A 12,508-nucleotide genomic window follows, 5' to 3' on the forward strand; every position below is an offset into this window, starting at 1 on the left:
AGTCTAGTCCAGCGTTCCGCACCGAAATCCGACAGTGCGGCGCGCCTCAGAGAGCCGAGTTGAAGGTGGAAATCCGAGGGGGGCGGCCGGCGGCCGTGGGGATCACTCGCGCAAGCTTCCGAGCGGCGGAGCCACCGGAAATGTCGATCTTGGCGAGCGGCACACGACGTGTCTTCGCATCAGCGAAGAGAGGGGATGATTCGTAGGTCTTCACGGCCGTCCTCAGGGGGCTCGTTCCGGTCAGGGGGACAACACCGGCAGTTGCACCATTGCAGTGCCTGGCGGCACGACTTTACTCTCATGACCTAGGTGTGCAACTCGTGTCGCACCCTCGTAAGCCGAGCGACATACGGGACTGCTCCAAATGGTCCGGAATCCTTCATTCCGACAACGGAACCCCGACTGCATGGGATACGGGAGTGAACATGACGGCGATTCCCGGACCTCTTCAGAGCATGGTCTTCAGGAACGCCGACCTGCCCGCGCTCTTCCACCGTACGGACGCCATCGCGGTCTCCCGGCAGCGCGAGGCCGTGAACACCACCAGGGTCCAGCTGGCACTGCTCGTGGCGGGCACGGTGCCCGCCGCGCTCCCATGGCACGCCGAGGACGGCCTCGCCGTCCAACTGCTCCACGGCTCAGCCGTGTTGGCGTACCTGGGTGTCCTGTTCACGACCTACCTCGCCTCGCGCCGCAAGGCGAAGTCGCACTGGCAACTCAACCGCTCCGCAGCGGAGTTCATCAAGTCCCTCTGCTGGCGCTACGCGGTCCACGGTTCGCCCTTCGAGACCGCGGCCCCGCACCCCGAGGCGCTGTTCGCCAACCGGCTGGAGGAGGGGCTCCAGGAACTGAGGAAGGTGGGCTGGGCCGATCCGCGCGAGGTGATGACGGACGCCGACGGGGCGGTCATCACGGAGTCCATGCGGGAGTTACGGGACAAGGCCTTCACCGTACGCAAGGAGACGTATGTACGGGACCGGCTCATCGAGCAGCGGCGGTGGTACCGCAGACGGCGGCTGGTCTCCCGGCGCGGCGCGCTCGTCTGGTCCGGGGCGGTCGTCGCGCTGACCCTGCCGGCGCTGGCGCTGAGCGTGCTGCAGACCTTCGGGGTGGGGCGCTCCCTCGGGCTGACCGGGGTGCTGTCCGCAGCCGCGGCGGCCTGTCTCGCCTGGAACGAGCTGCGCCGCCACCACCCGCTGATCTCCGCCCACTCCCTGGTGGAGGACGACCTGGAGTCGATGCAGGCCGCGATGGAGACCACGCTCACCGAGCGGCAGTGGCCCGTGGCGGTCTTCGAGACCGAGCGGATCGTCTCGCCGGAGCACACGGACTGGCTGGTGCGGCACCGCACCTGAGCGGCCGTCACCCCCGCTCCACGCCGTCCCGCCAGATGACGGTGACCGGGCGGCCCAGCGTACGGGCGTACGTCACGATGTCTCCCGTGCCGCCGAGGCCCCGTGCCGGGCGGCCGTCCCAGACGGCGAGCAGCAGGTCGCAGTGGTCGGCGATGTAGGCACCGGCCGCGTAGTACGCCTCGTCGGTTGAGTGGGAGAAGTCCAGCCGGACCTCCTGGGCCGCGCGGGACTTGAGGAGCCGGTAGCGGGCCAGGTCGGCGGTGGTCTCGAAGCAGGCCTCGTAGTCGCCACTGGGGATCACCACCGTCAGCTTGGCGCCGCAGTCGAGGGCGAGGCCGGCGAAGAGCTGGTCGGCGCCGACCGCCAGGCTGGAGAGCGCCTCAGTGGCACCGTCGAGTCCGCACAGGGCCGCACGCAGACCGGCGAGGACGTGGGTCCGGGCCGCGTCGGGGATGGAGCGGTGACCGGTGATTCCGATGCGATTCACGGACCTGGAACCCCCTGGTGTCGGCGCTTCCCGTGCGACCGGTCGTGGCGACATCCTCTCAAGAGCCTGGGGGCGCGCGGGAGCCCCCGTCCGGAATTCCGGACGGGGGCTCGTATGTACGGACAGCGCCGGGCGCGACCGGTACGTCGGCCGGGGAGCCTGGTGCGCCGGTCGGGTGGGCCGGTGCGCCGGTCAGTAGACGCTGACGCCGTAGGCGTTCAGGGCCTCGACGACCGGCTGGAAGAAGGTCGTACCGCCGGAGGAGCAGTTGCCGCTGCCGCCGGAGGTGAGACCGATCGCCCGGGTGCCGGAGTAGAGCGGGCCGCCGGAGTCGCCGGGCTCGGCGCACACGTTGGTGCGGATCATGCCGTACACGACATCGCCGCCGCCGTAGTTGACGGTGGCGTTGAGGCCGGTCACCGAGCCGCTGCGGGTGCCGGTGGTGGAGCCGCGGCGGGTGACGGCCATCCCTACGGTGGCGTTGGCGGCACTGGTGATGTCCTGGCCGCCGACCGAGCCGTCCTTGGGGATGGTGTTGTTCGTGTAGCGCACGATGCCGTAGTCGTTGTTCGGGAAGCTGGAGCCGGAGGCCGTCCCTAGCACGGTGGTGCGGGCGGAGTTGGCGTACCAGGTGCCCGTACCGTTGGTGCAGTGGCCGGCGGTCAGGAAGTAGTAGGTGGAGCCGCTGCGGACGTTGAAGCCCAGCGAGCAGCGGCCGGTGTTGGAGTAGATCGCGTCGCCGCCGGAGATCAGCTTGCTGAACTTCCCGGGCGTGCGCTCGATCGTGAGGGCGGAGGCGTTGGCGCCCGCGGCCTTCTTGATCTGCGCGATCTCCGCCTGGGTGACCGTGCTGTCGACGGTGACGACGAGGCGGTTGGTCTTCGGGTCGATGTTCCAGGCGGTGCCCGCGATGTCGGCGCCGAGCACGGCGTCGCTCGCGGTGGACAGCTGGGTGGCGCTGAACGTACCGGTGGGTTCGGCACTGGCGGTGGGAACGGTGAACGCCGCGACGGCGGCGAGTCCGGCGAGGACGGCCGTGGTACGGACGCGTCTCGCATGGTTGCGGCGGGGGTTGGTGCGCTTGATCCTCACTTCGGGTTCCTCCGAGGGGAATCGGGGGCCCTCCTGTGGGGTGGCGGGCCCGTGAGGCGCAGTCGGGGGCCTGTCCGGATTCCGGAATTGCCGTGCCCCTGACAATCGCTGACGGGAGTATCAAGGGGTCCGGACAGGCAGCGCAAGCATGCCTTTCGGCCACCTGCGCCCCACCCGCACCCCAACCTCCGGCAGCTCTCGGGCTGCCGGAGGCCGGCGCCTGGGCTTCACGCGGGTTCAGGCGTCCAGGCGGTTCCGCTCCCCCGCCGGGACCGGCACGGTGAGGGTGTTGCCCGGGGGCGGGAAGGGGCAGATGAAGTGATCGGCGAAGGCGCACGGCGGCAGCAGCGCGCGGTTGAAGTCGACGTTCACGCTGCCGTCGCCGGCCGGCGGGCCGGGACGCAGGAAGCGGAAGCGGTAGCTGCCGTTCCCGCTGGTGGCGTCGGCGAAGACGGCCCACAGCGAGCCGTCCGGCTCGACCGCCACCTGGAGCGTGTGCTCGTCCCCTTCCACCGTGAAGGCGATCTCCCCGCCGAGCCCGAGACCCCGCTCGACCCCGTCGGCGTTGGGTACCCGTACGGCCCGCTCCTCGGCGTAGGGACGGAAGGTTCCCGACAGCGCCCAGTCCGGGTCGTACGGGGTCGCGTCGATGGTCGAGAAGGCGTGCCGCGACGGTGAGGCCGGATCGAAGTCCCTTACGGCCCAGAGCCCTTCGCGGCGGAGCACCACCAGCCGCCGCTCACCCTGCCCCACCCGGGAGTCGCCGATGGGGCCGCGGTCCGCACCGAGCCGGACCTCGCCGGTCAGCGGCTTGCCGTCGACCACGACGCCGTCCTCGGCGGTGGCGGTCAGCACCACCTCGTCGCCGTCCTCGCGCCACTGCCCCGGGACGGCCGGAATTCGCCCTTCCGGGTGATCGGAGAACCAGTGGGTTCCGGTCAGCGAGAGCGGGCCGTAGGGGGCCGCGACCGCGAGGACGCGCCCCTCGTGCCACTCCTGCCACTCCTGTGCGGCGTCCGGCTCCCCGGCCCGCTGGTCCTGCTGTGCGTCCGTGCTCATGCGATCAACCTTTCCACACCGGCTCCGCCAGGCCGAGGTGCGACCGCAGCGTGGAGCCGGAGGTCGGCGCGGTCCGGATTAGCCCCTGGAGAAGCGGGGCACCACCGAGTCCGCGATCGAGAGGTCGCAGAGCTCACCGCCGGAGCTGAAGAGCCCCGAGCCGAAGTAGCCCAGGGCCGGAGACTCCTGCGGGCTCAGCAGTCGCACCCGCAGGAATCGCCGCAACAGCAGCACCCCTCGCCGCACTGGCCGCAGCAGTCGCACGCCTCGCAGCAGTCTCCGCAGTCATTGCACAGCGCATCCCGGCGCTCCCGGCTCCAGGGGTCCTCGAAGGTCCCGCAGCACATCTGGCAGGTGCAGGCGAGCCCGGCCCACACCAGGCACCCGGCGATCAGCCCGCGCCTCTCGCGTGGCGGCCGGGGCGGGGACGGGGCGGCGGGACCGCCGGGGGTGGGGCCGTACGGGTTCCCGGGTGGCGGCCCGAAGGAGGCCTGCGGCACCTCGAGCCCCCGGTGCGAGCAGGACGACGTGCCGAACGCCCGGTCGACCGAGCGGCGCAGTTCGTGGGCGAGCAGCACGTGGACGAGCTTGCCGTCGGTGAACTCCACCTCGCGCAGCGCGAGCCGTACGCCGTGCAGCGCGTCGTCGCAGAGCCGGCGCGCCTCGGTCAGCGACGTGCCGGTCACCGCGAGCGGGTTCCAGGCACCCGACGCGGCGTCAGCCTCCCGGTCCTCCACGGCGTCCAGCAGATGCGCGAGCCGCCCGAAGAGACGTCCGGCCTCCGCGAGCGGGGCCGCGTTCCGCAACTTCCCGGCGAGGACCGCGGTGTGCGCGAAGGCGGCCGCGGTTGCCGTCTCGGTGGGTTCGGTGACCGTCAGCAGCGGGGTGCCGGGCCCGGCGAGGGTCTCGATGCCGGTCTGCCGGTCGACCGCGTCGACCAGGAGGGCGGTGTCGAAGCCGAGCGCCGCCCCCGTACGGGCGCCCGCCCGGTCCCAGCCCGCCGCCACCCGCCGCGCGGCCGCCGCGACCGGCCGCCGGGCCAACAACCCGTCCCGGTCGGCGACGTGGTCGCGCACCTTGGCGGAGGCGAGGACGAGTGAGACGGCGGCGGCGAGCCTGGCCCCCTCCCCCATGGCGACCGGGGCGGTCCGCATGGCGCGCAGCGGGCACGGCCCGGCGGTGCGGCGCCCGGCGGGAGTGGCGCCGGCCTGAGCCTCCGTCAGCACCGAGACGATCAGACCGTCATAGTTCGTGACGATCCTGGCGAACTGCCCGTGATCCGCCCTCAGGGCCAGGCAGAGGCCGCAGAGATGGGCCATCCACTCGGTCCGCAGACCTTCGGAGAGCCGGTGCGTACAGGGCCTCACGATTCCGAACATGCCGATCCCCCGCGAGCCGTTCCGACCGGTGCGCGCCACTCGCGCACCCGAGCGCCGTGCATCGTATCGAGTGATCCGTTCACCCGTACGTCCCCCATGTCACCCGTACGGACCGGAGCATCATATTTTCCCACCAGAACCGGCCTTACGCAGGAGGAACCTTGACGAACCGCCACATGTTCTGCACCAGTACCGTCACGAATCACCTGTGCGGCGACTATCCACTTGGCGCGGTATCCGCATCATGGACGACCATAGGGATACGAAAGAGATGCGGAACACCAAGGAACCGCGGTTGAGAGGAGGCGTCCATGGGATCGGTGCGCAAGGCAAGTGCGTGGCTGGGCCTCGTAGAGGACAACGACGAGCGGTACTACGACGACGAGTACGCCGAGGGTACGGAGACGGGCACAGGCAACCAGGCCTGGGTCACCGACCCGCGGGCGCAGGTGGCCACCGAGGCGGCCGAGGAGCAGGACCGTCGGATCGCCACGGTGACCCCGGACAGCTTCCGGGACGCACGGGCCATCGGTGAGCTGTTCCGGGACGGTGTCCCGGTGATCGTCAACCTCACGGCCATGGACCCCGCCGACGCCAAGCGCGTGGTGGACTTCGCCGCCGGGCTGATCTTCGGCCTGCGCGGTTCGATCGACCGGGTGGCCACCCGGGTCTTCCTGCTCTCCCCGGCCGACACCCAGGTGGTCGCCGGGGAAGCCGCCGGCCGCAAGGCCGACGGCTTCTTCAACCAGAGCTGAGCAGGGCGCTCGCCGGAAAATTCCGGTCAGCGCCTCCGGTCGGCGCGTCCCACGGACGGCCGTGGTCACCGGAAGGCGTCGAGACCGGTGAGCGCCTTGCCCAGCACCAGCTGGTGCATCTCGACGGTGCCCTCGTAGGTGAGCACCGACTCCAGGTTCGTCGCGTGCCGCATCACCGGGTACTCCAGCGAGATCCCGTTGGCACCGAGGATCGTGCGCGAGGTGCGGCAGATCTCGATCGCCTCCCGCACGTTGTTGAGCTTGCCGAAGCTGACCTGCTCGGGGCGGAGCCGCCCCGCGTCCATGCGCCTGCCCAGATGATGGGCGAGCAGGATGCCTTTGTGCAGTTCCACGGCCATGTCCGCCAGCTTCGCCTGGGTGAGCTGGAAGCCGCCGATCGGCCGGCCGAACTGTTCCCGGGTCCTCGCGTAGTCGAGGGCCGACTCGAAGCTGGCCCGCGCCGCGCCCATGGCGCCCCAGACGATCCCGTACCGCGCGTGGCTCAGACAGCTGAGCGGGCCGCGCAGCCCCTTCGCGTCCGGAAGCACCGCGTCGGCGGGGAGCCGGACACCGTCCATGACGAGTTCGCTGGTGACCGAGGCGCGCAGCGACCACTTGTGGTGGATCTCCGGCGCCGAGAAGCCGGGGGCGTCGGTGGGCACGACGAAGCCGCGGATGCCCCGGCCCTCGTCGCCCTCGTCGGTCTGCGCCCACACGATCGCCACCCCGGCGACCGAGCCGTTGGTGATCCACATCTTGCGCCCGGTGAGCACCCAGTCCTCGCCGTCGCGCTTGGCGTACGTCCGCATCCCGGCCGGGTCGGAACCGTGATCGGGCTCGGTCAGCCCGAAGCAGCCGATGATCTCGCCCGCCGCCATGCCGGGCAGCCACCGCTGCTTCTGCTCCTCGGAGCCGAAGCGGTGGATCGCGTACATGGCGAGCGACCCCTGTACGGAGACGAGCGAGCGGATACCGGAGTCGGCGGCCTCCAGCTCCAGGCAGGCCAGGCCGTACTGAACGGCGCTCGCCCCGGCGCAGCCGTATCCGTCGAGGGACATGCCGAGCGCGCCCAGCGCCCCGAGCTCCCGGGCCAGCTCCCGGATGCCGGGCAGCTCCCCCTTCTCGTACCACTCGGCGATGTGCGGCAGGACCCGGTCGGTGGCCCAGGTGCGGACGGTGTCCCGGATCGCCAGGTCGTCGGGGCCGAGCAGATCGTCGATGCCGAGGGGGTCGATGGCGTCGAACGGCGGGAGCTTCGACGGCTTCGCGGAATCGGTGCTGGACATGAGGGTGCCTCCGGCGGCTCGCACGGTGTCCGAGGGGGGCGGGGGTCGGCCGCGGCCCTCCGAAAACTAGCAGTGGTAGTCAGAGCGTCGTGGAGACGTTACGGCTCAGCGTGCCGCTCGTCCAGAGCCGGTGGCCTCGGCCGGTTCGCGCCGCGCGGGAAGCCTCAGGCGCGGGGCCGAACGCTCGGGAGCGGGAGCCGGGACGGCGGCGGGGACCTGGGACTCGGCGACCGGGTGTTCGGCGGCCGTGGGGCCGAAATCCGGGCGGCCGGCGGAGCTCCCGGGCTCGGGGGCCGGGCGCTCGCCCAGGAGGCAGACCTCCTTGGGCGGACAGTCCATCGCCCTCGGCAGGCGCAGCGCGGCGAGCGCGCCGAGCAGCAGCAGACCCGCGCTGACGAAGAGCGTGACGTGCAGCCCGCCGACGAAGGCGTGCCGGGCCGTGGAGCGCAGCAGCTCCCCCGTCGGGCCGCCGAGCTGCGCGGCCACCTGGTAGGCCTCGCCCAGCGAGTGGGAGGCCTCCGCGCCCGCGCGTGCGGGCACACCCTGGTCGCGCAGGGAGGCGAGGCCGGGGGCGTAGGCGGCGTTCATGACGCTGCCAAGGAGGGCGATGCCCAGGCCCGCGCCGAGCTGGTAGGAGGTCTCCCCTATCGCCGCGGCCCCGCCCGCCCGTTCCGCGGGGGCGTCGCTGAGCATCGACTCGTACGCCCCGAAGAGCGTCGACTGGAGGCCGAAGCCGAGGAGGACGAAGCCCACCGTCAGCAGGGCGGGCCGGTCGTGGTGGCCCATCGAGGTGAGCAGCAGCACGGAGGACGCCGTCAGGACGAAGCCCCAGCCGACCATCTTGCGGGGGCCCACCCGGCGCAGGGTGTACGAGCCGGTGGCGCCCGCGGCCATCGCGGCAAAGGTCAGCGGGAGCAGCCGGAGCCCGGTCTCCATCGGGCTGAGGCCCAGCACCAGCTGGAGGTACTGGACGGCGATCAGCTGGAGGCCGACCAGGGCCAGCATGGCGAGCACGATGCAGCCGACGGCGGTGGAGAAGGCCGGGCGGGCGAACATGGCGATGTCGATCAGCGGGTACGTACGGCGCTTCTGGCGGCGTACGAAGAGGATCAGGAGCGCGAGGCCGAGGGCCGGCGGGCCCAGCGAGACCGGGTCCATGAGGCTCGCGCCGCCACCCAGGCTCTTGACACCGAGGACGACCCCGAGCACTCCGGCCGCCGCGGTCAGCGCGCCCAGCACGTCCCACGGGCCGTCGTCGGCGCCGCGCGACTCGGGCAGCAGCCAGCGGCCCAGCGGCAGGATGAGCGCCATCAGCGGGATGTTGATCAGGAAGACCGAGCCCCACCAGAAGTGCTCGACCAGGAAGCCGCCGACGACCGGCCCGGTGGCGGCGCCGACCGCGGCGACCGCGGTCCACACCCCGATGGCCATGGCCCGTTCGCGCCGGTCGGGGAAGACCTGGCGCAGGATCGACAGGGTCGCGGGCATGATCATCGCGCCCCCGACGCCGAGCAGGGCGCGGGCCGCGATGAGGATGGCGGAGGTGTCGGCGGTGGCGGCGAGCAGGGAGGCGACGCCGAACAGCGCATAGCCGATGAGCAGCACCCGCCGTCTGCCGATCCGGTCACCCAGCGTGCCGAAGAGGATGAGCAGCGAGGCGCAGACGAGGGGGTAGGCGTCGACGATCCACAGGAGTCCGGTGGCGCTCGGGCGCAGGTCCTCGGTGACCGAGGGGACCGCGACATGGAGCACGGTCGCGTCGAGGGCGACCACCAGCAGGCTGAGGCAGAGGACGACGAGGACGACCCAGCGGTTGGCGCCGTCGGCGGCTCGGCGCAGCCGGACTCCGGCCGTGGTCGTCCCGGACATCTACGTACCTCCCGATGGGTTCCTCGCGCTCGGCGGACCGGCGGGGACGTGGTGTGTCGTGTCCTCGGGGGCCCGGCATCGACGGGCGAGTGAGCCGTCAGCGTACGCGAGTTCGGCCAGGTGACACGTGGCCCACCTCATACGCCGGTCCGCCACACAGTGTGTCGTACGCCACAGGGGTCCCGCGGGTGGGCCCCGCACCGCCCGCCGCCGGGCCCCGTGGAGCGGCATGCGCCTGCCCCGAATGGCCGGATCAATTCCCGCGGATTCCTGTGTGCGAAATACCCGGCAGATCAAACACGCTCCCGAACGGAACCCCGGGGGAATTGACCTCAAGATCACGGAGATTCTTCTCCGCGCCCGGAAAAAGTAACCGCTTCGAGACGAAGTCCACATCACATCGTCATCACAAAGCGCCCGGATTGGCCTGCACTCACACTCACTCGCTGTAACGTCGATCGGGTGCGTACCGACATCTTTGCCCGCCTGGACCGGGAGCCGGAACCGCCGAAGATAGTGGCACCGCGGATGAGCCGTCACCGTGCCGCCCTCTTCGGCGGGACGATGGCGTTCTATCTCGCCATCGTCTTCGCCGTTCTCGTGACGTCCTGGCTGGTGGTCCTGGACTGGAAGGTCATGCTGTTCCGGCCCTACCAGCAGTGGCCCGAACTGCACGCCTTCCTCGACTACTACGTCGTGCTCGGCCAGCGCGGCCCGACAGCGGTGATGGTCGCCTGCTGGCTGGGCTGGCGCTCCTGGCGCCAGCACACGCTGCGGCCGCTGCTGGTCCTCGGCACCTCGCTGCTGCTGCTCAATGTGACGGTGGGCGCGGTCAAGCTGGGCCTGGGGCGGCTCGGCCCGCACTACGCGACGCAGATCGGCTCGGCCGAGATGTTCGCCGGCGGCGATATATTTCCGTCCGGACACACCGCCAACGCCGTCGTGACCTGGGGAATCCTCGCCTATCTGGCCACCACGCCCCGGGCCAGGCGCTACCTGTCGGCGGTCTCCGCCACTGTCTCGCTGGGCGTCGGCCTCACCACCGTCTACATCGGCACGCACTGGCTCAGCGATGTGGTGCTGGGCTGGGCGGCGGGGCTGCTCATCCTGCTGGCGCTGCCCTGGTTCGAGCCGCTGATCGCCCGGGCGGAGAGCTGGATCTTCGACGTGCGCGAGCAGTGGCGCGAGCGGCGCAGGGCGGGCGGTCCGGCACGGGCCCCCGAGGGCGTCCCGCAGCCGGTGCTGCTCCCCCAGTCGATCGCCGCCGAGGGCGCGGCCCTCGCGGCCGGCGCGGGCACTCCCGCCGCGCACCTGGCCACCGGGGCCCGGCCGCGGGCACACCACGTGCCCCCCGTCTACCCGGAGCGGCCGCAGCCGGCTCCGGTGGGCACCCGCCGCCCGCAACCGCACCCGGAGCACGGCTCCCGGGGCACCGCGAGCCCGGCCCCGACGGGCCCGCTGACGGGCGGCTAGGGGGTGTCCGGCGGATCAGGACCGGATAGGCCGCCTGACGCACATCGTCGATACGGCGAAGGCCCCGACCATGACCCTTGGGTTCCAGTGGTCGGGGCCTTCGCCGTGTCGACGTGGTGGGACGTGCGGGGGTCAGCCGACCCAGCAGCGGGTCACCGTGGCGTCCTCGACCTGGAAGTTGATCCGTCCGGAACGGAACTCCATCGTCAGGATCGTGCCCGGCGGGACCGCTCGGACGGTGTCCCAGCCACGGCTTCTCGCCTGCTGCTCGGCGATGTCGGCGCCGAGGCCGACGTACGACTCGGGAGCGTCGTCCGGCTGTGCGGGAGGGGTCGGTAGAGAGGCCATACCCCCCACCGTAGGCGGCCGCGGACGAGGACGGAAGGCGCCGGCCCCCGGGGCCGGCTGCCGCAACCCCGCGTGCCGTCCTCCGGCATCCCCGTGTGCCGCCCCCCTGGCATCCCGGCGTGCCGTCACGGTCACGCTTGTGTCACAGAATCCCCACACCCGTATATCCCGGCCTATTCACTCGAACGGCCCGCCCGGAAGCACGGATACGAAAGGGTCGGCCGCCTCGTGCGACCCTACGGCGAGACCGGTGCGCACGCTCCGGAAACATCCGGGGTGACCTGCCGCTTTTACCGCCGGGAGCTCGTCACCCGAATGACCGGGACACCTGAATTTCATATTCCCTTATACCTGTCTTACATTTCCTCACACTTTCTCCCCGGGCCCCGTCTCCGCCGACGGCAGGCGGTATCTCACGATCCGGATGCATCGAGCGCCCGCGTGAGGCGGTCCCGGGCCCGGGTCATCACCTCCGTGAGTTCGGGCGGCTCGACCACCTCGAAGTCGATTCCCATGAGCAGCACATGGATCACCAGGACCTCCAGGTCGGGCGCCCCCGCGGTCAGCCGGCAGGTCCGCTCGTCGACTGGCTCCAGCACCCCGGCGGAGGGCGAGATGTGCCGGGCGGCCTCCTCCGCCGGAGCCTTCAGCAGGAGCACCGCCCGCGCCGCGTAGGCGGAGACCGAGACGCCCTGGGAGACGTAGGCGGCCAGGTCCTCGGCGGGCGGCGGCCGGGGGGTGAAGCGAGGGCCGTGCGGCGGGGTCGGGGTGATCCGGTCCACCCGGAAGGTCCGCCAGTCCGCCCGGTCCAGGTCCCAGGCGACCAGGTACCAGCGGTGCTCGGTGCAGACGAGCCGGTGCGGCTCCACGGTCCGGCGGGAGTCCGAGCCGCCGTGGGAGCGGTAGGAGAAGCGGAGCCGCTCGCTGTCCCGGCAGGCCGCGGCCAGCTCGGTGAGGAGCGCCGGATCGACGGTGTCGGTCTCCGCCCCGCGCAGCATCGGCACGGTGAAGGCGCCGAGCGCGCTCACCCGGCGCCGCAACCGGTTCGGCAGCACCTGCTCCAGCTTGGCCAGAGCGCGTACGGAGGTCTCGCCGATGCCCTCGATGCCGTGGCCCGCCGCCGTGCGCAGCCCCACGGCGACCGCGACGGCCTCCTCGTCGTCGAGCAGGAGGGGCGGCAGCTCGGCCCCGGCCCCGAGCTGGTAGCCGCCGCCGGTGCCGGGGCTGGCGTTCACCGGGTACCCGAGCTCGCGCAGCTTGTCGACGTCCCGGCGCACGGTGCGCGGGGTGACGCCGAGCCGTTCGGCCAGGTCGGCGCCGGACCAGTCCCGGTGGGCCTGCAGCAGTGAGAGCAGGCGCAGCAGTCGTGCCGAGGTCTCCAACATGGGGCCGAGTCTGCCAGGGC

The 12,508-nt window shown here is 71.7% G+C and carries 13 protein-coding genes; 3 read left to right on the forward strand and 10 right to left on the reverse strand.

The window, feature by feature from the left end:
• Window positions 1–46: 46 nt before the first annotated feature.
• A complete protein-coding gene (gene fxsA, locus AMK21_RS28195; protein ID WP_073881994.1) occupies window positions 47–214 on the reverse strand; it encodes an FxSxx-COOH cyclophane-containing RiPP peptide in 168 nt (55 codons plus the stop codon).
• Between the two features lie 241 nt (window positions 215–455).
• Here fxsA and AMK21_RS28200 point away from each other — a divergent pair, with 241 nt between their 5' ends.
• The gene (locus AMK21_RS28200) at window positions 456–1,355 is read left to right on the forward strand and encodes a DUF4231 domain-containing protein (RefSeq protein ID WP_073881995.1); all 900 of its coding nucleotides are present in this window, start codon (window positions 456–458) and stop codon (window positions 1,353–1,355) included.
• 7 nt (window positions 1,356–1,362) lie between these two features.
• Here AMK21_RS28200 and AMK21_RS28205 read toward each other — a convergent pair whose 3' ends face one another.
• From AMK21_RS28205 to AMK21_RS28220, 5 genes are all read right to left on the reverse strand, one after another.
• Window positions 1,363–1,842 carry a hypothetical protein gene (locus AMK21_RS28205; protein WP_073881996.1) on the reverse strand — a complete coding sequence of 160 codons (480 nt, stop codon included), beginning with the start codon at window positions 1,840–1,842 and terminating at the stop codon, window positions 1,363–1,365.
• 192 nt (window positions 1,843–2,034) lie between these two features.
• A complete protein-coding gene (locus tag AMK21_RS28210; RefSeq protein WP_073881997.1) occupies window positions 2,035–2,934 on the reverse strand; it encodes a S1 family peptidase in 900 nt (299 codons plus the stop codon).
• Window positions 2,935–3,171: 237 nt separating this feature from the next.
• A complete protein-coding gene (locus AMK21_RS28215) occupies window positions 3,172–3,993 on the reverse strand; it encodes a DUF1684 domain-containing protein (protein ID WP_073881998.1) in 822 nt (273 codons plus the stop codon).
• Between the two features lie 78 nt (window positions 3,994–4,071).
• Window positions 4,072–4,200, reverse strand: a complete 129-nt coding sequence (locus AMK21_RS36735; protein ID WP_267893938.1) for a hypothetical protein — start codon at window positions 4,198–4,200, stop codon at window positions 4,072–4,074.
• Window positions 4,188–5,372 (reverse strand): DUF5685 family protein, encoded by a 1,185-nt coding sequence (locus AMK21_RS28220; RefSeq protein ID WP_073882116.1) that lies wholly within the window; start codon window positions 5,370–5,372, stop codon window positions 4,188–4,190. The genes AMK21_RS36735 and AMK21_RS28220 overlap by 13 nt, the downstream gene beginning before the upstream one ends.
• A gap of 311 nt (window positions 5,373–5,683) precedes the next feature.
• Here AMK21_RS28220 and AMK21_RS28225 point away from each other — a divergent pair, with 311 nt between their 5' ends.
• Window positions 5,684–6,127, forward strand: coding sequence for a cell division protein SepF (locus AMK21_RS28225; RefSeq protein WP_073881999.1), 444 nt, complete (start codon window positions 5,684–5,686; stop codon window positions 6,125–6,127).
• Between the two features lie 65 nt (window positions 6,128–6,192).
• Here AMK21_RS28225 and AMK21_RS28230 read toward each other — a convergent pair whose 3' ends face one another.
• Entirely contained in the window at window positions 6,193–7,413 is a 1,221-nt protein-coding gene (locus AMK21_RS28230) for an acyl-CoA dehydrogenase family protein (RefSeq protein WP_073882000.1), read from the reverse strand.
• 105 nt (window positions 7,414–7,518) lie between these two features.
• Complete coding sequence (locus AMK21_RS28235; protein WP_073882001.1) at window positions 7,519–9,282, reverse strand: MFS transporter; 1,764 nt, start codon at window positions 9,280–9,282, stop codon at window positions 7,519–7,521.
• Between the two features lie 462 nt (window positions 9,283–9,744).
• Between AMK21_RS28235 and AMK21_RS28240 the strand changes: the two genes are divergently transcribed.
• A complete protein-coding gene (locus tag AMK21_RS28240) occupies window positions 9,745–10,755 on the forward strand; it encodes a phosphatase PAP2 family protein (protein WP_073882002.1) in 1,011 nt (336 codons plus the stop codon).
• Window positions 10,756–10,887: 132 nt separating this feature from the next.
• Here AMK21_RS28240 and AMK21_RS28245 read toward each other — a convergent pair whose 3' ends face one another.
• A complete protein-coding gene (locus AMK21_RS28245) occupies window positions 10,888–11,103 on the reverse strand; it encodes an I78 family peptidase inhibitor (protein ID WP_073882003.1) in 216 nt (71 codons plus the stop codon).
• A gap of 413 nt (window positions 11,104–11,516) precedes the next feature.
• The gene (locus tag AMK21_RS28250) at window positions 11,517–12,488 is read right to left on the reverse strand and encodes a helix-turn-helix transcriptional regulator (protein WP_073882004.1); all 972 of its coding nucleotides are present in this window, start codon (window positions 12,486–12,488) and stop codon (window positions 11,517–11,519) included.
• Window positions 12,489–12,508 lie beyond the last annotated feature (20 nt).

The organism is Streptomyces sp. CB00316 (assembly GCF_001905595.1).
In the GTDB taxonomy this organism is placed as follows: domain Bacteria; phylum Actinomycetota; class Actinomycetes; order Streptomycetales; family Streptomycetaceae; genus Streptomyces.

What these genes read in the sequence shown, in the direction of transcription:
- AMK21_RS28220 (WP_073882116.1), bottom strand. Translation starts at nt 5,372, where the DNA reads ATGTTCGGAATCGTGAGGCCCTGTACGCACCGGCTCTCCGAAGGTCTG.
- AMK21_RS28250 (WP_073882004.1), bottom strand. Translation starts at nt 12,488, where the DNA reads ATGTTGGAGACCTCGGCACGACTGCTGCGCCTGCTCTCACTGCTGCAG.
- AMK21_RS28200 (WP_073881995.1), top strand. Translation starts at nt 456, where the DNA reads ATGGTCTTCAGGAACGCCGACCTGCCCGCGCTCTTCCACCGTACGGAC.
- AMK21_RS28235 (WP_073882001.1), bottom strand. Translation starts at nt 9,282, where the DNA reads ATGTCCGGGACGACCACGGCCGGAGTCCGGCTGCGCCGAGCCGCCGAC.
- AMK21_RS28230 (WP_073882000.1), bottom strand. Translation starts at nt 7,413, where the DNA reads ATGTCCAGCACCGATTCCGCGAAGCCGTCGAAGCTCCCGCCGTTCGAC.
- AMK21_RS28225 (WP_073881999.1), top strand. Translation starts at nt 5,684, where the DNA reads ATGGGATCGGTGCGCAAGGCAAGTGCGTGGCTGGGCCTCGTAGAGGAC.
- AMK21_RS28215 (WP_073881998.1), bottom strand. Translation starts at nt 3,993, where the DNA reads ATGAGCACGGACGCACAGCAGGACCAGCGGGCCGGGGAGCCGGACGCC.
- AMK21_RS28245 (WP_073882003.1), bottom strand. Translation starts at nt 11,103, where the DNA reads ATGGCCTCTCTACCGACCCCTCCCGCACAGCCGGACGACGCTCCCGAG.